Annotated in this window: 23 protein-coding genes; 10 read left to right on the top strand and 13 right to left on the bottom strand. The window is 63.1% G+C overall.

All coding sequences use genetic code 11. The features are described 5' to 3' along the window. Positions 1-8: 8 nt before the first annotated feature. The 4 genes from AC5Y5O_RS08610 to AC5Y5O_RS08595 all read left to right on the top strand — a co-directional run bounded on the left by AC5Y5O_RS08610 (position 9) and on the right by AC5Y5O_RS08595 (position 4,554). Positions 9-1,112: a 3-oxoacyl-ACP synthase III family protein gene (locus AC5Y5O_RS08610; protein WP_096288156.1), complete on the top strand. Its 1,104-nt coding sequence runs from the start codon at positions 9-11 to the stop codon at positions 1,110-1,112. After that, positions 1,096-2,010 carry a 3-oxoacyl-[acyl-carrier-protein] synthase III C-terminal domain-containing protein gene (locus AC5Y5O_RS08605; protein ID WP_096288154.1) on the top strand — a complete coding sequence of 305 codons (915 nt, stop codon included), beginning with the start codon at positions 1,096-1,098 and terminating at the stop codon, positions 2,008-2,010. Before AC5Y5O_RS08610 ends, AC5Y5O_RS08605 begins: the two co-directional genes overlap by 17 nt. Then, a complete protein-coding gene (locus AC5Y5O_RS08600; RefSeq protein WP_500024667.1) occupies positions 1,998-3,383 on the top strand; it encodes a WS/DGAT/MGAT family O-acyltransferase in 1,386 nt (461 codons plus the stop codon). Before AC5Y5O_RS08605 ends, AC5Y5O_RS08600 begins: the two co-directional genes overlap by 13 nt. A gap of 388 nt (positions 3,384-3,771) precedes the next feature. After that, entirely contained in the window at positions 3,772-4,554 is a 783-nt protein-coding gene (locus AC5Y5O_RS08595; protein ID WP_096288150.1) for an SDR family oxidoreductase, read from the top strand. Here AC5Y5O_RS08595 and AC5Y5O_RS08590 read toward each other — a convergent pair. From AC5Y5O_RS08590 to AC5Y5O_RS08560, 7 genes are all read right to left on the bottom strand, one after another. Continuing rightward, positions 4,547-7,447: an MMPL/RND family transporter gene (locus AC5Y5O_RS08590; protein ID WP_096288148.1), complete on the bottom strand. Its 2,901-nt coding sequence runs from the start codon at positions 7,445-7,447 to the stop codon at positions 4,547-4,549. The two genes, AC5Y5O_RS08595 and AC5Y5O_RS08590, sit on opposite strands and share 8 nt — an antisense overlap. Then, complete coding sequence (locus AC5Y5O_RS08585) at positions 7,444-7,860, bottom strand: MmpS family transport accessory protein (protein WP_096288146.1); 417 nt, start codon at positions 7,858-7,860, stop codon at positions 7,444-7,446. Before AC5Y5O_RS08585 ends, AC5Y5O_RS08590 begins: the two co-directional genes overlap by 4 nt. Positions 7,861-8,073: 213 nt before the next feature. Beyond that, on the bottom strand, positions 8,074-8,682 hold the full coding sequence (locus tag AC5Y5O_RS08580; protein WP_096288144.1) for a TetR family transcriptional regulator: 609 nt from the start codon (positions 8,680-8,682) through the stop codon (positions 8,074-8,076). Between the two features lie 68 nt (positions 8,683-8,750). Continuing rightward, positions 8,751-9,683 carry an alpha/beta hydrolase gene (locus tag AC5Y5O_RS08575; protein ID WP_096288142.1) on the bottom strand — a complete coding sequence of 311 codons (933 nt, stop codon included), beginning with the start codon at positions 9,681-9,683 and terminating at the stop codon, positions 8,751-8,753. A 73-nt stretch (positions 9,684-9,756) separates the two neighbouring features. Then, the gene (locus AC5Y5O_RS08570) at positions 9,757-10,377 is read right to left on the bottom strand and encodes a hypothetical protein (RefSeq protein ID WP_500024664.1); all 621 of its coding nucleotides are present in this window, start codon (positions 10,375-10,377) and stop codon (positions 9,757-9,759) included. Continuing rightward, positions 10,374-10,976, bottom strand: coding sequence for a methylated-DNA--[protein]-cysteine S-methyltransferase (locus AC5Y5O_RS08565; protein WP_096288138.1), 603 nt, complete (start codon positions 10,974-10,976; stop codon positions 10,374-10,376). The genes AC5Y5O_RS08570 and AC5Y5O_RS08565 overlap by 4 nt, the downstream gene beginning before the upstream one ends. Then, positions 10,963-11,454 carry an RNA polymerase sigma factor gene (locus AC5Y5O_RS08560; protein ID WP_096291172.1) on the bottom strand — a complete coding sequence of 164 codons (492 nt, stop codon included), beginning with the start codon at positions 11,452-11,454 and terminating at the stop codon, positions 10,963-10,965. The genes AC5Y5O_RS08565 and AC5Y5O_RS08560 overlap by 14 nt, the downstream gene beginning before the upstream one ends. A 174-nt stretch (positions 11,455-11,628) precedes the next feature. On the opposite strand from AC5Y5O_RS08560, the gene AC5Y5O_RS08555 reads away from it, so the two are divergent. Genes AC5Y5O_RS08555 through AC5Y5O_RS08545 form a run of 3 tightly spaced genes read left to right on the top strand, consistent with a single transcriptional unit; the run spans position 11,629 to position 13,555 of the window. Then, the gene (locus AC5Y5O_RS08555; RefSeq protein ID WP_096288136.1) at positions 11,629-12,141 is read left to right on the top strand and encodes a methylated-DNA--[protein]-cysteine S-methyltransferase; all 513 of its coding nucleotides are present in this window, start codon (positions 11,629-11,631) and stop codon (positions 12,139-12,141) included. Beyond that, positions 12,141-12,854: a 2OG-Fe(II) oxygenase gene (locus AC5Y5O_RS08550; RefSeq protein WP_500024660.1), complete on the top strand. Its 714-nt coding sequence runs from the start codon at positions 12,141-12,143 to the stop codon at positions 12,852-12,854. The genes AC5Y5O_RS08555 and AC5Y5O_RS08550 overlap by 1 nt, the downstream gene beginning before the upstream one ends. A gap of 35 nt (positions 12,855-12,889) precedes the next feature. Continuing rightward, positions 12,890-13,555 (top strand): nitroreductase family protein, encoded by a 666-nt coding sequence (locus tag AC5Y5O_RS08545; RefSeq protein ID WP_500024658.1) that lies wholly within the window; start codon positions 12,890-12,892, stop codon positions 13,553-13,555. A gap of 62 nt (positions 13,556-13,617) precedes the next feature. Here AC5Y5O_RS08545 and AC5Y5O_RS08540 read toward each other — a convergent pair whose 3' ends face one another. Further along, positions 13,618-14,292, bottom strand: a complete 675-nt coding sequence (locus AC5Y5O_RS08540) for a sigma-70 family RNA polymerase sigma factor (protein ID WP_500024797.1) — start codon at positions 14,290-14,292, stop codon at positions 13,618-13,620. 88 nt (positions 14,293-14,380) lie between these two features. After that, on the bottom strand, positions 14,381-15,298 hold the full coding sequence (locus AC5Y5O_RS08535; protein WP_096288130.1) for a LysR substrate-binding domain-containing protein: 918 nt from the start codon (positions 15,296-15,298) through the stop codon (positions 14,381-14,383). Between the two features lie 248 nt (positions 15,299-15,546). Between AC5Y5O_RS08535 and AC5Y5O_RS08530 the strand changes: the two genes are divergently transcribed. Continuing rightward, positions 15,547-16,089 (top strand): carboxymuconolactone decarboxylase family protein, encoded by a 543-nt coding sequence (locus tag AC5Y5O_RS08530; protein WP_500024656.1) that lies wholly within the window; start codon positions 15,547-15,549, stop codon positions 16,087-16,089. A 52-nt stretch (positions 16,090-16,141) separates the two neighbouring features. Here AC5Y5O_RS08530 and AC5Y5O_RS08525 read toward each other — a convergent pair whose 3' ends face one another. The 3 genes from AC5Y5O_RS08525 to AC5Y5O_RS08515 all read right to left on the bottom strand — a co-directional run bounded on the left by AC5Y5O_RS08525 (position 16,142) and on the right by AC5Y5O_RS08515 (position 19,017). Beyond that, positions 16,142-17,197, bottom strand: a complete 1,056-nt coding sequence (locus tag AC5Y5O_RS08525) for a CobW family GTP-binding protein (RefSeq protein WP_500024654.1) — start codon at positions 17,195-17,197, stop codon at positions 16,142-16,144. 567 nt (positions 17,198-17,764) lie between these two features. Continuing rightward, positions 17,765-18,553, bottom strand: a complete 789-nt coding sequence (locus AC5Y5O_RS08520) for an SDR family NAD(P)-dependent oxidoreductase (protein ID WP_500024652.1) — start codon at positions 18,551-18,553, stop codon at positions 17,765-17,767. Continuing rightward, complete coding sequence (locus AC5Y5O_RS08515; RefSeq protein WP_096288124.1) at positions 18,550-19,017, bottom strand: nuclear transport factor 2 family protein; 468 nt, start codon at positions 19,015-19,017, stop codon at positions 18,550-18,552. The genes AC5Y5O_RS08520 and AC5Y5O_RS08515 overlap by 4 nt, the downstream gene beginning before the upstream one ends. A gap of 112 nt (positions 19,018-19,129) precedes the next feature. On the opposite strand from AC5Y5O_RS08515, the gene AC5Y5O_RS08510 reads away from it, so the two are divergent. Then, a complete protein-coding gene (locus tag AC5Y5O_RS08510) occupies positions 19,130-19,816 on the top strand; it encodes an IclR family transcriptional regulator (RefSeq protein ID WP_096288122.1) in 687 nt (228 codons plus the stop codon). 141 nt (positions 19,817-19,957) lie between these two features. On the opposite strand, the gene AC5Y5O_RS08505 is transcribed toward AC5Y5O_RS08510, so the two are convergent. After that, positions 19,958-20,743, bottom strand: coding sequence for an SDR family NAD(P)-dependent oxidoreductase (locus AC5Y5O_RS08505; RefSeq protein ID WP_096291169.1), 786 nt, complete (start codon positions 20,741-20,743; stop codon positions 19,958-19,960). 110 nt (positions 20,744-20,853) lie between these two features. On the opposite strand from AC5Y5O_RS08505, the gene AC5Y5O_RS08500 reads away from it, so the two are divergent. Then, on the top strand, positions 20,854-21,444 hold the full coding sequence (locus AC5Y5O_RS08500) for a TetR/AcrR family transcriptional regulator (RefSeq protein WP_096288120.1): 591 nt from the start codon (positions 20,854-20,856) through the stop codon (positions 21,442-21,444). The last annotated feature ends 38 nt before the right edge of the window (positions 21,445-21,482 follow it).

Genomic DNA, 21,482 nt, shown 5'->3' with positions numbered 1-21,482 from the left:
TAAGGCAGATGGCTCGGCATTGGTTGGTGATGGAGGCATCCGGCGACGGGCCTCCGGCGCCGTTCGTCGCCCGGCTGGCAGCTGCCGGCCGGCATCTGCCCGAAACCCACCTGACCACAGACGAACTGATGGCGACCACGCGCCACCGCACCCACATCGATCTGGAACGATTGACCGGGATTCACGAACGGCGCGTTTCGGTGGGGGACGAGGATTCCTACACCCTGGCCACCTCGGCGGCACTGAATTGCCTCGCCACCGCGCAACAGGATCCGGCATCCCTTGACGTGGTTATCAGCTGTAGCATCACGAAACTCCGGGGCGGCCTGACCCAATGGCTCGAGCCGTCGATGAGCGGTGCGATCGCTCGTGGGATCGGGGCACCGCAGGCAATGACGTTCGATGTGTCGAATGCGTGCGCCGGAATGCTCACCGGGGTAACGATTTTGAACAACTGGATCCGGCAGGGCATTGTCGAGCGTGGGCTCGTGGTCAGCGGCGAGTACATCTCCCAACTCGGCCACAACGCAGCCCGGCACATTCGCAACATCATGAGCAAAGAGCTTGCGTGCCTGACTCTCGGGGATGCCGGCGCGGCGCTGCTGTTGGAGCGCGCGCCCGCCGGCTCAGCCGGTATCAGCCTGGCCGGATTCACTACCGTCGCCGATTACAGTAGGCTCTGCCTGGCCTATCCAAAAGGCCATGATCCGGGTGCGCGGATGTTCACCAATTCCCGCGCGATTCAGAAGGCCGCGATCGCCAACACTCCGCTGTTACTGCATGAAGTGCTCGACACCGTCGGTATTTCGATTCACGACATCGACCATGTGATCACCCACCAGACTTCGGCGCGCGCTATTCGCAAAGGAATGGCCCGAATGTCGGAGGCGTTCGGCGACAGTCCCCGGCACGACGCCGTGATCACCGTCGACCGGTATGGCAACACGGCCTCGACGACTCACACGGTGGCCCTCGTCGAGGAACTCGAAGCGGGACGCATCGAGGCCGGAGAAAGGGTCGCGCTGCTTGCCCTGGCTTCGGGACTCGAGATCGGTGTGGTCTTACTGACCCTGGATGAGGATTTGGTGAGCCGTTATGGGCACCGTCATTGAACAAGTCGATATCTCCCAGGCACGGTGGCGTGACCGGCACAGCGCGCTGCGCCTCGCGGTCAGTGCCGCCGAGGATTGCCTGCTGCACGCTGGTTGCGAGCCAAGTGAATTGGATCTCGTGGTCAATGCCGGTATTTACCGTGACCGCAATCTGGGGGAGCCCGCGCTGGCTGCGCTGATTCAGGACGACATCGGCGCCAACCCCGAGGACCCGCACGGTGATGCGCACGGCACTTTTTCCTTCGACATCGCCAACGGTGCCTGCGGGGTGCTGACGGCGCTGCAGATCGTCGACGGATTCCTGCGAACGCACAGCATTCGGCGCGCCCTTATCGTGGCCAGCGACGCCGATCCGGGCCATGGCATGAGCGAACACTTTCCATTCTCGGCCGCCGGTGCCGCGTTGCTCTGCGGATGGACTGACGACAGCTATGGTCTGAGCAACGTGTCCTGGGTTAACGACAGCGGCGCACCATATGAAGACGAAATATTCTCTGCGACAGTAGGATTCGCTGACGCGCGTAATGTTCTTCGATTCAGCCAGTCCGCCGCGCTCGATGAGCGATTCGCTGCGGTTGCCGCAGCGGCGGTGCACGCCTGCCTGGCCGCGCAGTCCGTCCGGCTTTCCGACATCGACGTGATCGTCGCCGCACCCGCGCGGCAGGAATACCGCACCGCGCTGAGCAACCGGTTTGGGCTGCCGGTCGACAGGATCAGCATCGCCGACGACCAACGGATGCATACCGCCGCGCTGGCGGCAGCATTCGAGCGACAGGTTGACCGACTGCCTGGCGGCGCACAGGTGCTGTTCGTTGCCGCCGGTGCCGGGATCACGGCCGGTGCCGCGGTCTACCGTCAGCCGCCGCCAGAAGGGACTGTGTCGCAGTGGAGCATTTGAGCGCTTTCGATGCCACCTTCCTCGAGGTCGAAGACTCCGATCCGCACGTGAGTCTGGCGATCGGCAGCGTCTCGATCATCGAAGGCCCCGCTCCGAGTTACGAGGAGTTCGTTTCGACCTTTGCCGAACGGGCACCGCAGATTCCGCGCTGCAGGCAGGTCCTGCGGACGCATCCGCTAGATCTCGGCTCACCCGAATGGGCCGACGACCCGCACTTCGACGTCTCACGGCACCTGCATCGTCTCGCGCTGCCGCACCCTGGCGACGACGCCGCGTTATTCGAGATGGTCGCGTCGGTGATGGAGCGACGGCTCGATCGTGAGCGCCCACTCTGGGAGTGCTGGATTTTCGAGGGGCTGAGCGAGGACCGGTGGGCCGTGCTGACCAAGGTCCATCACTGCATCGCCGATGGGATCGCGACGACGCAGATCCTGGCAAAGTTCAGCGATAGCGGCGGTGGCGACAGCTTTGCGACCGCCATTCGTGCAGCCAAGGAGCCGGTCCGTCATGGGCTGGGCTTGCCGAAGATCAGTTTGAACCCGCTGAACTGGGTCAGCGGGATAGGGCGAAGCGCGTTTGCCGCGGCGGCCGCGCTCGAGCACATGGTGATGGGTGCGGCCGAGCTGACTGCCGGTGTGCTCAGCGCGGCGCCCGATTCGTCGCTGAACGGACCGGTTAAGTCGCAGCGCCGCTACAGTGTGGCCCGGGTTCGGTTGGCTGACCTGCAGAAGGTTGCTCGGGCATTCGGCGTGACGCTCAACGACGTAGCGCTGGCGGCGATCACCGACAGTTACCGCAAGATCTTGCTGGAGCGCGGGGAGCGGCCCGGCCACAACTCGCTGCGCACACTCGTTCCGGTTTCGGTCCGCGCGACGAACCACTTCAATATGGCCGACAATCAGGTCTCGGCAATGCTGCCGTTGTTACCCGTCGACGAGGCGGACCCGCTGAAGCAGCTGCAACTGGTGCACAGTCGGCTCACGCGGGCCAAGGCGAGCGGTCAACGCGAAGGAGGCACGGCGCTGACCGCGGCGGCCAAAAATGTCCCGTTCGCGTTCACGGCATGGGCCATCCGTTTGCTGTCCCGACTGCCCCAGAAGGCAGTGGTCGCGGTGGCGACCAACGTTCCCGGTCCCCGGGACGGGCAGAAACTGATGGGCCGGCGGGTGCTGGAGATCCTTCCGATCCCGCCGATCGCGCTCAATGTGCGTACCGCCGTCGCGATGCTCAGTTACGCCGACCAGTTCATCTTCGGCATCACCGCCGACTACGACACTGCGCCCGACATCGACGCACTGGCCGCGGGAATCGAGGATGGGGTCGCGCACCTCGTCGAGGCCAGCGGCACGCATCGAGGCAGCGCGCGCTCCTGATCACGGTGCAGCTGACGAAAGTCCTCCGCGCTAGCGACTTCGGGCCCTTTTCAGGGGGTCTCGTGAATTGCTGAGATCAGAGTCATGAGCATGGCCTTGGGCCATTTTCGCCGGTAGAGGAGTAGCCAATGATGGCTCGCGTTGCAGGGGCGAAAGTAATTGTCCTCGAGTCACACCCGGCTTGGATCTCCGCTCAACAGCTTGCGCGCGAACGTAGCGAATCGATGCGCCGCCATCCCTCATTCCAGTCCCGGGCGAGCGTGGCGATTGACGAGTATCGCCGTCATACACGCACACATATATGTATGGTGACGACTGGTCCAGAGTAGCGTGCCTCGGCTGCAGCCTATTCGGACCCGGATGACGCACCACATGACAGGAGAACACGGTGGCAGAACGGTTGGCGGGCAAGGTGGCGCTGATTAGTGGGGGTGCCCGGGGGATGGGTGCCTCGCATGTGCGGATGCTGGTGGACGAGGGAGCCAAGGTCGTGTTCGGCGACATCCTCGACGACGAAGGCAAGGCAGTGGCGGCCGAGGTGGGCGACTCGGCTCGCTACCTGCACCTCGATGTGACGAAGCCCGACGACTGGGATGCCGCGGTGGCCACCGCGCTGCACGAGTTCGGCAGCATCGACGTGCTGGTGAACAACGCCGGCATCATCAACATCGGCACCTTCGAGGACTACGCGCTCACGGAATGGCAGCGGATCCTCGACATCAATTTGACCGGTGTGTTTCTCGGCATCCGCGCCGTGGTGAAACCGATGAAGGAAGCCGGACGAGGCTCGATCATCAACATCTCTTCGATCGAAGGTATCGCCGGCACGATCGCCTGCCATGGTTACACGGCAACGAAATTCGCTGTCCGGGGGCTGACCAAGTCGGCGGCGCTGGAGCTCGGGCCCAGCGGAATCCGGGTGAACTCGATCCATCCCGGCCTGATCAAGACCCCGATGACCGAGTGGGTTCCTGACGACATCTTCCAGACCGCGCTCGGCCGGGCTGCCGATCCTAAGGAGGTCTCCAGCCTGGTGGTCTATCTGGCCAGCGACGAGTCCAGCTATTCCACGGGTTCGGAGTTCGTGGTCGACGGCGGCACCACCGCCGGCCTGGGGCACAAAGACTTCTCCGCCGTCCAGACGGACGCGCAGCCCGAGTGGGTTACGTAGCGGCGGTTACCGATTCGGGTTCGGTGGCCGGCTTCGGCCATGGCGATGGCACCGGGCGTTGTCGCACCCGTTGCGGCCACCAGAACCACTTGCCCAACAGCGCCGCGATGGACGGCGTCATCAGCGACCGCACGATCAGCGTGTCGAAGAGCAAGCCCAGGCCGATCGTAGTACCCACCTGTCCGATGACGGTCAGCTCGCTGACCGCCATGGTCATCATGGTGAAGGCGAAGACGAGCCCCGCCGAGGTGACGACGGAACCGGTGCCGCCCATCGACCGGATGATTCCGGTGTTCAGGCCGGCGTGAATCTCTTCTTTGAACCGCGCCACCAGCAGCAAGTTGTAGTCGGCGCCCACGGCAAGCAGGATGATGACCGACATCGCCAACACCATCCAGTGCAGCTCGATGCCGATGATGTGTTGCCAGATCAGCACCGACAGTCCGAACGACGCGCCCAGTGAAAGCAGGACGGTTCCGACGATGACCGCCGAGGCCACCACACCTCGGGTGATGATCAGCATGATGATGAAAATCAAGCAGAGTGAGGCTATTCCGGCGATCAGCAAGTCATAGGTGTTGCCGTCACTGAGGTCCTTGTAAATTGCCGCGGTGCCTCCGAGATAGATCTTGGAGCCCTCCAGTGGTGTGCCCTTGAGCGCTTCGTAGGCGGCCTTCTTGATCGCCGCGATATGCGCGATGCCTTCCGCCGACATCGGATCGCCGTCGTGACTGATGATGAAACGCACGGCGTGGCCATCGGGGGAGATGAAGTTCTTCATGCCTTTCTTGAACTCGTTGTTGTTGAAGATCTCCGGCGGCAGATAGAACGAGTCGTCATTCTTGGACGCGTCGAACGCCTTGCCCATCGCGTTGCCGTTCTTCTGGGCCTCGTTCTGCTGATCCTGCAGACCCTTCTGGGTCGAATACATGGTCAGCATCGTCGTTTTCATGGCCTTCATGTTCTCGATCATCGACGGCATCAGCGCCACCATCTGAGGCATCAGGGTGTCGAGATGGTCCATGATCGGAAGCAGGCTCTCGATGTCATCGGTCATCGTGTCAATGCCGTCGAGGCCGTCGAAGACCGAGCGCAGTGACCAGCACACCGGGATGTCGAAGCAGTGTTTCTCCCAGTAGAGGTAACTGCGGATCGGCCGGAAGAAGTCCTCGAAATCGGCCATGTGGTTACGTAATTCGTTGATGTCGATCGTCATGTCGTGCATCTTCTTGACCATCTGATGCATATCGTTGGACATCTGCACGGTGATGCTCTGCATCTTGGTCATGCTGTCGATCGTCGTCTGCATCATGTCGGCCTGCTTGAGCATGTCGGCCATCTGGTCTTCTTGGTACTTCTGATTCATCTGCTGGGTGACGCCCTGCATGCTCATCTGGAACGGGATCGAGGTGTGCTCGATCGGCGTGCCCTCGGGCCTGGTGATGGCCTGCACGCGACCGATTCCCGGCACCCGGAAGATCGTCTTGGCGATCTTGTCGATGACCAAGAAGTCCGCGGAGTTGCGCAGATCGTGGTCGCTTTCGATCATCAGCACTTCGGGATTCATGCGTGCATGCGAAAAGTGCCGATCGGCGGCAGCGTATCCCTCGTTGGCCGGCAGATCGTCGGGCAGATAATTGCGGTCGTTGTAGTTGGTGCGGTACCCGGGCAGTGTCAGCAGGCCGACGAGTGCGATGCCGATCGTCATGACCAGGATCGGCCCGGGCCACCGCACGATAACTGCGCCGATCTTGCGCCACATCCGAATACGCTGCGTGCGCTTGGGTTCGAGCGTCTTACCGAAGCGCGTTGCCACCGTGATGACCGCGGGCCCGAGTGTCAACGCGGCCAGGACCACGACCACCATGCCGATGGCCAACGGGATGCCCAGCGTCTGGAAGTACGGCAGGTTGGTGAAGTGCAGACAGAACGTCGCACCGGCGATGGTCAGGCCCGAGCCGAGCACCACATGCGCGGTGCCATGGAACATGTCGTAATAGGCGTCTTCGCGGGAATCGCCCTTACCTCGGGCTTCCTGATATCGGCCGATCAAAAAGATCGCGTAGTCCGTGGCGGCCGCGATCGCCAACGTGACGATCAGGTTGGTCGCGAAGGTCGACAGCCCAATGATGTTGTAGTAGCCCAGGAACGCGACCATTCCGCGTGCGGCCGACAGTTCCAGTACCACCATCACCAGCGTGAGCAGCACTGTGACGATGGAACGGTAGACCAGCAACATCATCGCGATGATCACGGTGAACGTGCACATCGTGATGATTTGCACGCTGCGGTCACCGGCCACATGCTGGTCGGCTGAGAGCGCGGCGGGTCCGGTGACGTACGCCTTCACCCCGTTGGGTGGAGGCACACTTTTGACGATGTTCTGAACCGACTCGACGGACTCGTTCGCCAGCGACTCGCCTTGGTTTCCGGCGAGATAGACCTGGACATAGGCGGCCTTGCCGTCGTTGCTCTGCGCACCCGCCCCGGTCAGTGGGTCACTCCACATGTCCTGAACGTGCTCAACGTGTTTGGTGTCGGCGTCGAGCTTCTGAACGATTTTGTCGTAGTAGGCGTGGGCATCGGCGCCGAGCGGCTGTTGCCCCTCGAGAACGATCATGATCGAGCTGTTGGACTTGTACTCCTTGAACTCAGCGCCCATGCGCTTTGTCGCGACCACCGATTGCGCATCGTCGGGGGCCATCGAGACCGAGCGCATCTTCCCGACCGTGTCCAGGTCGGGGACGATCGTGCTGAGCACCGCGATCAGTGCGATCCAACCCAGGATGATCAGTACGGCGAATTTCCGGATGAAGCGCGGGATCTTCTCCCGCACCGGCGCTGCGGCGGTCGGGAGCGCGTCGGTGCGGGCGTCGTTAAACGTTGTACTCATGCGGATTTCACCAGGCAGAAGGTCAGGGCGTGCACGCCGGTGGTTATCTTCTCGTCTTTGATTTCGTCATCGATGGTGATGCGGCACCCGAGGTAGTCACCGTCGCTTTGCGCCGAAAGATTTGGGAAGACCGACGGAGCGGTGGTCTTGAGGACCATCGTCCAGGGCAACGGCGCACCGTCGATCCGCTGCGGGTCGGCCGACAGATCCAGGTAGTTCACGTTCGCGTGGCTCGCCGAGCCGAAGACTTCGTACTTGACGACCTTGGGTTTGAACGGCTTGGAGTCGTCGAGCCGCGGACTCGTCAGGACGCCGGTGTCGTTGGCGCCGAAGAAGGACTTGACCCGGACCACGGCGAAACCACCGACCACCACCACCGCCACGATCAAGAGCGGCAACCAGGCGTTGCGCACAATCTTCGATAGCAACAACTACGTGAGTCCTTTTCTCGTCACCATCGTGTGGCCACCGCCCGCATGACTCGCGGACCCTCGAGCGCACCGGCCGCTTGAGTCAGCATCGGGGTCGGCCCTTGCCGGGGAGCGTCCCCGAACACCGCCACCAGCGCATACTACATGATCTGCATATCTTGCAGATCATGCAAGATTTGCCCGCGGTGTTTCAGATCACTCGGTGAAGATGCTGTTCACCAGCGCGGCGGCCCGCTCGACATACGGCATCGGCGTGTCGTCGGGATCCACCGGTTCGCTACTTGCCCACTTTTCGAGGCCGGAACGTACCGCGGTCAGTGCCAGCGCGGAAATCAAGGCGGCCATCTCGTCGTCCGGCTTCATGTCCTGGCGGCGCACGATGATGTCGGTCAGCTGAAGCTGAAAGCGCTCCAGGTCCGCGAGGAACGCGGCCAACACCGCGGGGGAGGTTTTGGCGAGTTCGAGCATGTGGGCCGCCTGCTCGCGCAGTGGCGGCACGTCGCGCAGATGGTGCGCTGCCAGGGTGATCAGCTCGGCCAGCACGACGGAGTAGCGGGCGGGACCGGCCGCGACGAAATCCGCGACCAACTCGGCTGGAATGTCCGAGGGGCCATAGGCGATGGCGGACTCTTTATTCGGGAAGTAGTTGAAGAACGTGCGCGTCGAGATTCCGGCTTCGGCGCAGATTTCCTCGATGGTCACCTTGTCGAAGCCGCGCTCGAGGGCCAACCGCACCGCGGCGTCGCGGATGTCTGCGCTGGTTTCGCGGCGACGCCGCTCACGCAGTCCCATCGGGTTGGCCATACCCCCATAGTTGCACGTTCTGCACATTTTGCAGTCAACTAGCTCGTTAAGAGGCGCGCTTAGCCCGGCTAATCCTCGGCCGGCGACGCCAAAGCGGCCCAGAGATGATCGCGCTGGCTGGCGAAGAACTTCGCCGAGATCGGCGCCTTCTCCACGATGTTGTCGAACGCGTGAAACGCGCCGGGGGCGATTTCCTCGTGGACGGGTACGCCCGCCTCGCGCAACCGCCGCGCGTAATCGAGGCACTCCTGATAGAAGAGGTCCAACGTCCCAACGCCGATCCACGCCGGCGGTAGCCCGGACAGGTCCGTTCGACGCCCCGGGGCCGCCACGATGGGATCCGCTCCGTCGAGGTACCACCGCCACGCCTGCTGGTTATCGTCTTCGGTCCACATGATGCGCTTGCGGCCGTCCCCATTCGCGCCGGTGCGATCGTCGAGCATGGGATAGACCAGCATCTGGTAGGCGATTTTGACGTCGCTGCGGTCGTGTGCGCGTTGGGCCAGTGCTGCGGCGAAATGTCCACCGGCGCTTGCGCCGCCGACAGCGATTCGCTCGGGGTTGACCCACGGCTGGCGGGCGAGCCACCGCAGCGCCGCATAGCAGTCGTCGACCGGTGTCGGGTACGGGTGCTCGGGTGCGAGGCGGTATTTGACGGCTGCCACCGCGACGCCGGTGAGACGAGATAGCTTGCGGCAGAACTTGTCATCCTGGACGGGCGTTCCCATGATGGTGCCGCCGCCATGGATCCACAGCAGCGCGGGTGCCCGCTCGGGGAGGCCCGCCGGACGATGCATGCGGACTTTGACGTGTTTGTTGACCGCGACCACCGGTACATCGCGGAGCCGGCCGGCGTTGCCCAGGACACCCATGACGGCTCGCTGAACCTTGTACCCGCGATGCAGGGCGTATCCCCGGGGCAGCAGGCGGGCCACCTTACGCAGATCGGGATCCACGGCTTGTGGTCCGGTGAAGGCATCCTCGGGCAGGGCATTCGCCATGGGTGTTCTCTGTCCCCTTACGCCGGCAGGCCATTTTGACCATACACAGCGGGAACGTTGTTGCCCCGGGGGGCTAGCGGGCCGCGTCATCAATCTGAACGGGGTATCCGGCGCGCAAGATTCGCACTGTGGACGGCGGGGTGAGCACCGTGGCCTGACCGCTTACGGGCCGAAGTAACTTGTGCCGGTACGTGTTGTCTTGGTCCCAGGCCGCGAGGTGACCGCCGACGACGACGGCTGGACCGGAATCTGTGGCGACGAATGCCCCGTCGGGCAGATCGATCCAACGGGCGCGGTGGCCGGTCTTGTCGCGCCGTTCTCGGTGTAGCTGGGTGTCCATTTCTTTGCCATAAGGGTTTGTCCCGCAACGTGTTTCGACCCATAACGATCGATAGGCCAGGTAGTCGCGTTGCCGGCATTCGCCGCACGGGCGATGTCCGGCAGCCAGCGCCACCGCCTCGTCGAGGAAGAACAGCGGCGTGTAGCGGTTGGGTTCCCACTGCGCCACTCGGCGGCCCCGGAACGACAGCACACAGGTAATCCAGGTCTTGTGCTGATGGTTGCGAACGACGTCGCGGCTGGCGCGGCCTTCGTGCAGACGCCCGCGGTTGCCCATCCAGGCGCCCCGGCCGGGAACGGCGATGATCACGCCCACCGGTGAGACGCGGTTGCGCGCCGGTCCTGCCGTCGTCATCCCCGGTGCTCAAGGTCGAGCAGCAGGCGTTTGGCGACGGGTCCGCCGCGGTAGGCCCCCGCGGCACCGTCGGATCGGATCACCCGATGACACGGCACCACGATCGGGATGGGGTTGGTCGCGCACGCGGTGCCCACCGCGCGCACCGCGTTGGGAGAGCCGGCGAGTCGCGCCAGCGTGGCGTAGCTGGCCGTGGTGCCGTAGCTGACGTCGGTGTTGAGGTGCTCTAGCACCGTGCGCCGAAACCCGCGCGACAGTGACCAGTCCAGCGTGACGTCGAAGGTGTGCCGGCGGCCGGCAAAGTATTCGTCCAGCTGTCGCACGATCGGATCCAGCCGCGCCGGCGCCTCAAGCATCCGCGGACTGATCCGTTCGGAGAGCGTCAGCAGCACGCCGTCTCGGTCCTCGTTCGCGAAAGCCACCCTGACCAGTCCCAGCGGGGTGGCGGCCAGCAGCAGCGGCCCGACTGCGGAATCCATTGTGCGATAGGCGATGTCGAGCAGATCTCCAGCCTGTGCATCCCGTTCCAGGCGGGTGCGCAGGCGTCGCAGATGATTCGCATCGACGGGGTAGAGGTGAGTGAGGTCAGTCGAGGCCATGATGATTCCTTGCGTTGTCGAGAAGGGGATAGGTGCGCCGCAGGGTGGCGATGCCATCGGCTGCGGCCCGGCGGGCAGCGTCGACGCTGCTGTCGAGGATCGTTGCGATCTCGGCGTAGGGCAGGCCCGCCAGATAGTGGTAGGCCACGGCGTGACGTTGCTTGGGCGGCAGTGCACCCACGGCCGCATCCAGGTCGAGGTCGTGTCCATCGGCTCGTTCCCCGGCGGGGGAGTCGGGGGTATCGGCGACCGGGATGGCCCGCCTTGCCGCCGCCCGAGTGATGTCGATGGCCTTGCGGTGAGCAATGGTGACCAGCCACGCCTCGACATTGGCCCCGACCGGCAGTTGCGGGTAGGCCTTCAAGGCGGCCAGGAAGGTGTCCGACCAAGCGTCGTCGGCGTCGCTGTGCCCGACCACGGCGCGCACCACCCGCAACACTGTCGCGCCGTGCTGTGCCACGACGGCCTCAAACGGCATCTTCACCTGGTTGGCCTGCACGGCGATGTCACCGGTTGGTATGGCTGATCATGCGATCTCCTCTTGCTCCCGATGGGAAGACGTCGGCGGATCGTGAAATGTGAGAAATCAATTCGCATCCCATCTCACGCCGCCGGACCGGTCAACGTCTACAGGAATAAAGGAGGTTCAACGATGACAGCACGACACACGATGATCGACAGCCCGTTGGGCGAGCTGACCCTGGTCGCTGACGGCGACGCCTTGACAGGGGTTTATTTTCGGCAGCACTGGCACCCGCCGGCCGCGAATGCTCTGGGCGAGTGCGTCGGATCGGCTGCCGACGATCTGCTCGGTCGCACCGCCGAGCAGCTGAATGAGTATCTCGCCGGAGAGCGCACTCGATTCGATCTTCCGATCGCGTTGGTGGGAGAAATGCGTCGGCGCCGAATCTGGGATCGGCTTGTCGGGATCGGGTACGGCCAGACGAAGACATACGGTGAGCTGGCCGAGGAACTGGCCGACGGCACCACCGCTTATGAAGTAGGCCAGGCGGTCGGGCGCAATCCGCTGAGCATCGTCGTTCCGTGCCATCGTGTCGTCGGAAAGGACGGCGCACTAACGGGTTACGCGGGCGGCCTGAAACGCAAACGATTCTTGCTGGAGCTGGAGGCGCCGGCACCCGCGTTGGCTGGCAAGCTGTTCTGATGGTCTCGACCTGGCGCCAGCGCGTCGATGCCGCCGATTGGGAGCAGTGCACCGCCGACATGAACGACGTCGGCGGTGCACTGCTCCCGGAGCTGATCACGCCTGCCGAGTGCGCCTCGGTCATCGATTTGTACGCCGACGCCAGTCGTTTTCGCGCAATCGTCGACATGGGCCGGCACCGCTACGGGCAAGGCGAGTATCGCTATTTCAAACAGCCCTACCCCGGTCCGATCGAAGATCTGAAACAGGTGCTCTACCCGCGGCTGTTGCCGATCGCCCGGGACTGGTGGACGAAGCTTGGGCGACAGGCTCCGTGGCCCGACACTCTCGACGAATGGCTGGACACGTGCCATCGCGCCGGCCAGACCAAGCCCACGGCACTGCTGCTCAACTACGGCCCGGGTGATTGGAATGCGCTGCACCGAGACCTCTACGGAGAGCTCATCTTTCCGCTGCAGGTCGTCATCAACCTCAACGAGCCGGGCGTCGCGCACACCGGAGGCGAATTCCTGCTCGTCGAGCAGCGGGCCCGGGCGCAATCACGGGGGACGGCCACAACATTGCCGCGCGGACACGGCTATGTCTTCACCGCCAGAGAACGGCCGGTGCGGTCGACCCGAGGATGGTCGGCGGCCCCGGTACGCCATGGGGTGTCCGCCGTCCGCTCCGGCCGGCGCTACACGCTGGGATTGATCTTCCACGACGCGGCCTGAACACGGCTGTCGCCGGTTGCGGCACGATGGTGCGCATGGAGTTGTACGACGCTATGCGTTCTACCGCGGCAGTGCGCGAATTCACCGACGACCCGCTTCCCGATGACGTTCTCGAACGCATCCTGGATAACGCGCGCTTCGCACCGACCGGCGGCAACCGGCAAGGCGTGCGCGTCATCGTGCTGCGCGACCAGGACACCCGGGCTGCGTTGGCTGATCTCGGGCTTACCGCGGCCCGCCGCTATACCGCCCAGCTCGCCAACGGCGAGTCACCATGGAACCCGTTGCAGCCGACCAGCTTAGATGCGGCCACGATCGAGGCGACGCAGGTGCCTGCTCAGATGTCGGCGCCGTTTCGTGAGGCGCCGGTCGTGTTGATGTTCCTGGTCAATCTCGGCGTTGTCGCCGCGACCGACCAGGATCTCGATCGCATCGCGGTGGTACCCGGTGCCTCGGTGTACCCGTTCGTGTGGAACGTGTTGCTGGCCGCGCGCAATGAAGGATTTGGCGGAGTGCTGACAACGATGGTTGTCGCCGAGGAGCCACAGGCGAAAGATCTTCTCGGCATCCCCGACTCGTATGCCATTGCCGCACTGGTGCCGTTGGGCAAGCCGGTACGTCAAGTTTCGAAGTTGCGACGCCGGCCGGTCTCGGAGTTCGCTACCTGTGACCGGTTCGACGGAGCCCCCTTCGTCGGCTAGTCGGTTGTTCTCCCAAGAGAAAGGGCAACCGGGATTTGGGGCAGGTTGTTGCCTGCCGGCTATTAGGCTGCGACCACCACGTCGTCGCCTCCGCGGATGTATCGTTGCTCAATCGCGAAGTCCGTCAATAGCTTTCGCATGTTTTTGCGCCCTCGGTGGATGCGAGACATGACTGAACCCAGTGGTATGTTCAGGATTTCGCCGATTTCCTTGTACCGGAAGCCTTCGACGTCGGCGTAGTAAACAGCCAGCTGCTGCGATTCTGGAAGCTGCTGAAGTGCCTGGCGGACCTCGGGATCGCCGATCGAATCGAGCACTACGGTCTCAGTCGACAATCGTCCCGCCATCGACTGTGCGGGTCCCGCGGGAAGCAGAAAGTCGCTGATGTCGCCGGCCAGCCACTCCGTTGGACGACGTTTGGCGGTGCGGTAGTGATTGATTCGCGTGTGGTTCATGATCGTGAAGAGCCATGCGCGTAGGTTCGTGCCTTCCCTGAAGGATCCAAATCCGACATACGCCTTGATCATGGTTTCCTGGACGAGGTCCTCGGCGTCGGCGTGGCTTTGGGTATACCTGCGTGCCGCACGGAATAGCTGATCCCGCAGCGGAATGACGTCGCGTTCGAATCGCGTTGCGAGATTATCGAGCTGGGGGCTTTGCGGCGACGGCGACATGATCATCAACCTCGTAATCTCTGAGCTCGGTTGTGTCTCTTCATCAGAGCAACCAAGGATCATCGTGTCCAATGAATGGTTATGATCCGACCCATCAAAATTGGAGATGACGGTTCGAGCAGCCTACGGAAAAGCGAATAGGAACCGCTGGCTAAGGCAATTGGGCTGCCGACTGCTGGCCTGGTCGCGCTGCCGACGCCAGGATCAGCTCGGCGAGCTTAGCGGCGGCCGGCGAGACCCGCGTCGGCCCGCTCATGGCGAGATAAATCGGCCACACGATCTCTGGCTGCAGCGGCACCGCCCGGAGGTCCGGAAAGCGGCCGGCGTCGCTGGCGGGCATGAACATGGTGCCCAATCCGTGCTGCACCAAACTGGATGCGACCCCGTAGTTGACCGCCGCTTCGTATCGGGTGCGCGCCGCGATGCCGGCCGCCGTAAAAGCGTTCTCCACGATGCGGCGCAGGCCGAATTCGGCCGGGAATCCGATCAGGTTCTCGTGGGCAAGCTCAATGATGCCGACGCGGTCGCGCTGTGCCAAATGATGATCGGCCCTGCAGACAAAGACCATCGGCTCCTCGGCCAGCAGCCTCATGTCAATACCCGTCGGGAAGCGGTCCGGAGCGGAAACGAAGGCAAGGTCGAGCGTGCCGTCGGAGATAGCGGAGAGATGCGGCATCGAACCCGATGGGCTCAGTCGCAGAATGATCTGCACCTGGGGATAGGTGCGGTGAAATTCCCCCAGTACCCGCGGGACGTCCAGCGCCCCAAAGGATACGAGTGAACCCACTTCCACGGTGCCGGAAAGCTCACCGAGGTAGTCGTTGATTGAGTCCTTGGCGAGCCGGGCGCTGTGGACGATGCGGCGTGCATGCTCGCGAAACAGCTCGCCCGCCGGCGTCAGTTTGATCTGTTGCTTGGACCGATTGAACAGCTCTACGCCGAGTTCCCGCTCCAGCTTGCTGACGGACGTGGACAGGGCGGATTGGACGACGTGGACCCGCTGTGCCGCGCGCGAGAAGTTCATTTCGTCCGCCACAGCGATGAAGTACTCGAGCTGACGTAGTTCCATCCCGCACACCCTGTCAATGGAGTTGAGGAACATGTCAGTTGTCATCGGTCGGCCTGACGCTGTGCGCATGCTCCAACGAGATGTAACACTCGTCAAGCTGCATTGCGTGCGCTGCCGATCCTTCGGGATTCCTGCCGAAGCGATGATTGCCGCTGGCTGGCGGAATGGCGATACTCCAGGGGCCCAGACAGGTGCACATAGGAGACGATGCAGTGACGCGAATCGCGCCTTCCGCAGCCTTTGCCGAGATGCCGACTGAAAATCTCGGTCAAGGGGATCGGATCAACCTCGGCGTTGCCTCCATCGTCAGTCGCCTGCCCGCGGCCGCCGAGGCCCTGGGCGCGTTGACCGCTGCGCTGCGCAGCAACGGGAGTTTGTCGCCGCGGCTCCTTGAATTGGTGCGGCTGCGGATCGCGTTTTTCAACCAGTGCCGAAGCTGCATCGCGGTGCGCTACCAAAGCGCCATCGATGACGGGCTCAACGAGGACGCGGTCTGCTCGCTGGAGCGGCCCGCCGACGCGGACAATCTTTCGGACGCCGAGCGATCGGCTCTGCGCTTCGCCGAGTTGTTCGCGACCAACCACCTCGCCATCGATGACGTGGTCTACGACGAGTTACGCAAGCACTTCAGCGAAGATCAGCTTGTGGAACTCGGTCTGCACTGCGCAATTGCGTTGGGAGTGGGGCGGCTCTCCGCGACGTGGGATGTCAGTGACGATCTGCCGGAATCGAACGGATCGTCCGAGCGCTTGGCGCCCTGGAACTCCGCGTCCGTCGTCGCGACCGGCTAGACTATAAACGTCACTGTGACGGAAAGTGTTGGGGCGCTGGATCTTTTAACTGTCACAGGCTGCGTCGGCGATACAGCCTGAGGCGATGAATATCGGCAAGAGCCGCCGGGCCGGTGACCGGTCGCAGCGCGTTCTCAAGCCGGGCGCGGACAGCATCGGTGTCCAGGCCGACGCCGATCGCCACGAGGCAGTTGGGTGATGCGCCGGGCGGTGCTTTGGCGATGTGGATCGACGTGCCCACCAGATTGACCGCAAAGGTGGGTGTGGATTTTCCGTATCTCATGACCACCGCGCCCTTGATTCGATAGGCCCCGGCAGGCGGATCCTCGAGTAAGTCGATCAGCGCGCCGGGGTCGATTTCGCCCTGGCTCGTCGCGGTGACCGACTCGGCGTGCGAGCTGTCGTGGCCATGGGCGACAGGGTCGGTCGTGGCATCGACGAATAGATCGCGCAACGATAGCTGGCCTGTCACCTCGGGCGTTTCCGCTACGTCATACAGCAGTGCGGGATCGACTTGGCCACCGACTGCTCCGACGACGGTCGCACGTGGGTTACGTTCTCGCACGCGGCGTTCCACCCGCTCGATGGTCGCGGCTCGATCTTCGCGGGGGAGTCGGTCGAGTTTGTTGACGACGACGAGAGAGGCTACCCCGTAGCGGGCCGGCGAGGTATGGCCGACGTCGACGGTTTCGAAGTGGGTCACGGCGTCGACGACATCGACAAGTCCGCCGTAGCGCACCCCAGGGACTTCGCTGAAGCCGATAATCCGCACGACCGACACGGGCTCAGCCAGACCGCTGGCCTCGACGATGACCGCGTCCAGATTCAGCCGGGGGTCGGCGAGCTTGGTCAAAGCCTCGTCGATACCGCCGTCATCCGGCAGGCAGCAGATGCAGCCGCCGGCGATCGAGGCGGGCTCGTCGATCTGCCCGGTCACCAGCATGGCATCGACGTTGAGCTCACCGAAGTCATTGATAATGACCCCGATTCGCGCACCGGGACTGCGGAGCACGTGATTGAGCAGACTCGTCTTGCCGGCGCCGAGATGGCCCGTCAAGCAGATCACAGGGATCGCTCGCACATTGTCCTTCCGGTCCCACGATCGCATCGTTTAAGCGTAATGCTAATGATTTTCAATAAGCCGTCACGAGGCGGGCCCGGCCGATTGGGTGGACGCTCCGAATCGCGTTGCCGCCCAAATATATTCGTCACAGTGACGTATTGCCGACGCCTAGCGGGGAAGGGGTGGGACCGGCGGACGGGGCCTGCAACTGGGCCGAGACGTCGGCTCCCGGCTATCGGTTGTAGCAATGGGCCGTGGGGGCAGTGTCGCATCCGTGGCTCAGCGACGCTGCCTACGGACGGAAGAATTCGTCACAGTGACGTTTCGGGGGGGTGATCTCGTCCGGACGGGGCAATGGGTAACCCGGCTGCGGAGTGTGGCGCTGGCAGCACATGAGTCATCTCAGCGTCGGCCATCCGCTGCGCCGCTAGCCGCCATCGATCGTCCGTGGGCTGGGTAGCGCCGACCGTCGAGGGGCCTTCATGGGGAACCTCGAGCCCGGCCCTCGGCGACGATCCCAGTCGAGCTCGGCCGATGGCTTATGCCGATAAGCGACATTATGTCAAGTCGGGTACGCCCGTATTACCCGCATCGGCCACCTTGACTCTGCAGTCATTGTTGGGTCGGCGCGTCCAGGTCGGGCGCCCACAACGCACCGTTGATGTGGCTGCCGCCATCGACGAAGAGGGTGTTCCCGGTGAGATATCTGGATTCGTCGCTGGCCAAAAAGACTGCTACAGGGGCGATATCGTCGTAAGAATCGCCTAGTCGACCCATGGGATTGGCGGAATCTGCGAGCGCTTCTATCTCAGGGTTGTGATCAATAGCGCGGAAGAATGCCTGGCTCTTGGCCGCCGGGCACAACGCGTTTACCGTCACGCCGGTAGGTGCCCATTCCCGCGCCGCAGTTCGGGTAAGGGCACGCAACGCTTCTTTGGCGGCGTTGTATTCCAGAGTGCCCATGTGAGCGTTGACGCCGTTAAGGCTGCACATATTGATGATGCGACCCCATCCGGCTGATTTCATGTGCGGATAGACGGACCGCATCGCCCAGAACGGCCCGTAGTACCCCACCGCGATACCGAGCATCAATTGTTCGTCGGTTTTCTTCTCGACTCTGCCGATTGCGCCACCACCCCAGGCGTTGTTCACCAAGATGTCGACCGCTCCGAATTCGCTCACCGTGTGCTGCACCGCCTTCTCCACGTCCGCCTTGTTAGAGACGTCGGTTCGTACGAAGACGCCGTTGATTGCGCTGGCGACGCGGCGGCCTGCGTTCTCGTCAAGGTCGGCGACGACGACCCTAGCGCCCTGGTCGGCGAAACGTCGGGCCACGCCCTCGCCGATGCCAGCACCGGCGCCCGTCACCAGCGCCACCCTGCCGTCCAACGGGTTGCTCATTCCCCCATCACCCCGCTGGCGAGCAGTGTTCTGGGCTCTGCCGTCCCGTCGACCGCCTTGGTGACTCGCTGCGTTATCTGCCAGCGATTGTCGATGCGCCGCAGACGAAAATGGTTCGCACCCGCCCGCATGACCGCGAAGCGCTCACCGGTGTGCACGATCAGGATCGATTCGCATACCGCCACTGCGCGGTCGCCACGGAGGGTGACCACTGCGGGCCCCAGGAAGTGGCAACAACCTCGATTGACCAAATTCTGGTGCTGTTCGGACCGCACCATGGCGGCGACGTCCTCACGGCAGCGCATCTGCCAGCCTTCGACCTCATAACTTCCTTCGACAGCCCAGAGTCGTGCTGTCGCTTCGGCTTCGGCGGAGTCGACGAGTGGGCCGTAGGAAGCGATGAGTCGCTCGATTGCCCGCTCATCTTCAATTTTTACCAGTCGGTCATGCAGGTCGACGTGCATTCGGTCTGTCACCAGTTCTGTTTAGCCGGTGTACGGCCTGTTGGGCTGTTGCGTCTCGAACAACGGAACAACTACAGTCCAGTAGAATCAATTCTACCTACGGAGAGGCGCCATGTCGGTGGTCGATCGCTTCACCTCAATCATCGACGTGTTCGACGACAGCACCGTGGGTCTGACGCTCGATGAGGTTGCCGTCCGAGCGGAGTTGCCGCGGTCCACTACATACCGCTTCCTGCACCAACTAATCCGCCAGGATTGGGTCACATACTCCGAACGCGCTTACCGACTCGGCGGCCGAGCTCTGAACTGGGGAGCTGGCGCCGCAGCTGACCTCAATCTGCGGTCGGCCGCGGCACCGGTACTTCACAGTCTGCAGGTTGGCACCGGTGCCGTGGTCCAACTCGGGGTGCTACACGGCCGACATATCATCCACATCGATAAGCTCGGTGGCCCCAGTGTGTCCACCGGCGTCGGATCCCGTTTACTTGCAACAGATTCTGCTCTTGGGCTTGCAATTATCGCCGGACGCGCCTGGGACCAAGCAGATTACATGCCGGGGGTTGACCTGCTGCAGATTCGACGCGATGGCGTGGTGGCCTGCCGCGAGAGCCGCGACCCTAGCTTCGTCTCAATTGCGGCAGCTGTCGACCATCGGTCAGCGATCGGTCTGGTTGTCACCCATCCGGCATCACCTCGCCGATATCGCGGAGTGCTCCTGCGTGCCGCCGCCACAATCCGCGGCGCCCTAACCTCGTCGGTCGACGGTGTCAGCGGTCTGAGCCGGGGCTCGAGCCGGTGATCATCGGTGAGCGCATCACACTCGCACCAGTCGATCGCCTGTTCGCTATCGAAGAGATCAAGCGGGTTTTCGCAGATCGCCTTACGGAACTACCACGCATCGGCGGGTGTTCTCCCCGACGCCAGGACCATGCATGACTCGTCAGCTGTCGTGCGATGAACTCATAAGTCGTGACATCATCCGGTGCGCGCCCAACACGACTTTCGTTCGGTCCATGCCGTTGCGGCGTTCGACATCCGCTGCGTTGTCACCGGCGATGTGCACCGGTCCGCGCGCTAGATTCTCCAAGCCTTCGCGAGCTACCACGGCGGGATCGGCGACGCGCAGGCCCGGGACGTCGAAGTTCAATCCGACGCGCTCCATCGCCGGGGTTCGTGTGACGCCCAGAACCAACTCGAGTACGTGAACGTTGTGTTCGCGCAACTCCAGCCAGAGGCTCTCGGCGAAGATTCGGCCGAATGCTTTGACACCCCCATAGACGCTGTGACGCATCGAGCCGACATAGCCCGCCATCGAGCCGACTAGCAGGATTCCACCCCGCCGATGGGCACGCATGGGCCGCCCGAAATGCTGAACCAGAGCCATCATCGTACGGATGTTGAGATCGATCACCTGGGCGAAGTCAGACAGGTCGCCGTCGAGCAGGTCCGCGCTGCAGGTATTGGCGCCGGCGTTGTAGATGAGCAATCCCACTTCGCATTCTGCGGCGGTCTCGGCGATTCGCGTAGGAGCTTCAGTGGAGGTCAGATCGATTGCCAGGGTCCGCACTTCAACCCCGAGGTCTCGGCAAGTCTGCGCCGCGCACTCGAGCGGCCCATGCTTTCGTGCGATTAACACCAGATTAATGCCCTCGCCGGCCAGTAGTCGCGCGAACTCCGCCCCGACTCCTTCGGAGCCGCCTGCGATCACTGCCCAGGGACCGTACATTTCGAGCCGATTCACAGGTCGATACTGGCCGACTAGGCGACGATTGCAAGCTTCGTCTCGTATACCGACATAGCCGCGACTGTCCCACTGGGTGCTTTCATACTTGAGGCATGCCACGCATCGGCCAGCCGCGCCTACCTGTTGCGCCTGTTAACAGCGAGCAAGTCGCTCGCCGTGACGCGATCTTGTCTGCCGGAGCACGCCTCGCTCGATCCAAGGACCTCGATTGCATCAGCGCCCAGGAAATAGCCGCCGAAGCGGGGGTGGCGCTGCGTACGCTGTATCGGTATTACCCGTCGAAGTACCACGTATTCGCCGAACTGCTCACCACCCAGATTGACACGATCAAGCTGCCCGAAAGCAGATCCGGCTCAGCGGTAGCGGAGTTTATGGCCGAAGCGTGCCGAAACATGCTCAGGCACAAACATCTTGCGGGTGCAATGATCATCTCCACGCAGGCCGTACGCGCACAAAGCAAGGCCTCGGGGTATCACGCTATGCGGGATGTCATTCTTCAGGTCGCTGGAGTGCGAGTCCCCACAGAGGACCAGATTCAAGCTGCACGACTCGTCGAGCAAGTGACCTTCGGCGTGCTCATGTGGACGGTGGGCGGAGAACTCGACACCGAGCAAGCTATCGCCGATGTCCGTTTGGCCTGCCGACTGCTTGTTGCTGATGTGTTTCCGGAGCAAGAATCATGATCAGGCCCAAGCCGATGACGATAGAAGGCTTGGCTCCA

It is taken from the genome of Mycobacterium sp. NGS40 (assembly GCF_059812735.1).
This window is presented reverse-complemented; position numbering and strand designations above follow the sequence as displayed.

What these genes read in the sequence shown, in the direction of transcription:
- AC5Y5O_RS08590 (WP_096288148.1), bottom strand. Translation starts at nt 7,447, where the DNA reads ATGAGTACAACGTTTAACGACGCCCGCACCGACGCGCTCCCGACCGCC.
- AC5Y5O_RS08510 (WP_096288122.1), top strand. Translation starts at nt 19,130, where the DNA reads ATGTCGGTGGTCGATCGCTTCACCTCAATCATCGACGTGTTCGACGAC.
- AC5Y5O_RS08545 (WP_500024658.1), top strand. Translation starts at nt 12,890, where the DNA reads ATGGAGTTGTACGACGCTATGCGTTCTACCGCGGCAGTGCGCGAATTC.
- AC5Y5O_RS08555 (WP_096288136.1), top strand. Translation starts at nt 11,629, where the DNA reads ATGACAGCACGACACACGATGATCGACAGCCCGTTGGGCGAGCTGACC.
- AC5Y5O_RS08515 (WP_096288124.1), bottom strand. Translation starts at nt 19,017, where the DNA reads ATGCACGTCGACCTGCATGACCGACTGGTAAAAATTGAAGATGAGCGG.
- AC5Y5O_RS08560 (WP_096291172.1), bottom strand. Translation starts at nt 11,454, where the DNA reads ATGCCGTTTGAGGCCGTCGTGGCACAGCACGGCGCGACAGTGTTGCGG.
- AC5Y5O_RS08505 (WP_096291169.1), bottom strand. Translation starts at nt 20,743, where the DNA reads ATGTACGGTCCCTGGGCAGTGATCGCAGGCGGCTCCGAAGGAGTCGGG.
- AC5Y5O_RS08530 (WP_500024656.1), top strand. Translation starts at nt 15,547, where the DNA reads ATGCCGACTGAAAATCTCGGTCAAGGGGATCGGATCAACCTCGGCGTT.
- AC5Y5O_RS08500 (WP_096288120.1), top strand. Translation starts at nt 20,854, where the DNA reads ATGCCACGCATCGGCCAGCCGCGCCTACCTGTTGCGCCTGTTAACAGC.
- AC5Y5O_RS08570 (WP_500024664.1), bottom strand. Translation starts at nt 10,377, where the DNA reads ATGACGACGGCAGGACCGGCGCGCAACCGCGTCTCACCGGTGGGCGTG.
- AC5Y5O_RS08610 (WP_096288156.1), top strand. Translation starts at nt 9, where the DNA reads ATGGCTCGGCATTGGTTGGTGATGGAGGCATCCGGCGACGGGCCTCCG.
- AC5Y5O_RS08525 (WP_500024654.1), bottom strand. Translation starts at nt 17,197, where the DNA reads ATGCGATCGTGGGACCGGAAGGACAATGTGCGAGCGATCCCTGTGATC.
- AC5Y5O_RS08565 (WP_096288138.1), bottom strand. Translation starts at nt 10,976, where the DNA reads ATGGCCTCGACTGACCTCACTCACCTCTACCCCGTCGATGCGAATCAT.
- AC5Y5O_RS08605 (WP_096288154.1), top strand. Translation starts at nt 1,096, where the DNA reads ATGGGCACCGTCATTGAACAAGTCGATATCTCCCAGGCACGGTGGCGT.
- AC5Y5O_RS08580 (WP_096288144.1), bottom strand. Translation starts at nt 8,682, where the DNA reads ATGGCCAACCCGATGGGACTGCGTGAGCGGCGTCGCCGCGAAACCAGC.
- AC5Y5O_RS08575 (WP_096288142.1), bottom strand. Translation starts at nt 9,683, where the DNA reads ATGGCGAATGCCCTGCCCGAGGATGCCTTCACCGGACCACAAGCCGTG.
- AC5Y5O_RS08520 (WP_500024652.1), bottom strand. Translation starts at nt 18,553, where the DNA reads ATGAGCAACCCGTTGGACGGCAGGGTGGCGCTGGTGACGGGCGCCGGT.
- AC5Y5O_RS08550 (WP_500024660.1), top strand. Translation starts at nt 12,141, where the DNA reads ATGGTCTCGACCTGGCGCCAGCGCGTCGATGCCGCCGATTGGGAGCAG.
- AC5Y5O_RS08535 (WP_096288130.1), bottom strand. Translation starts at nt 15,298, where the DNA reads ATGGAACTACGTCAGCTCGAGTACTTCATCGCTGTGGCGGACGAAATG.
- AC5Y5O_RS08540 (WP_500024797.1), bottom strand. Translation starts at nt 14,292, where the DNA reads ATGATCCTTGGTTGCTCTGATGAAGAGACACAACCGAGCTCAGAGATT.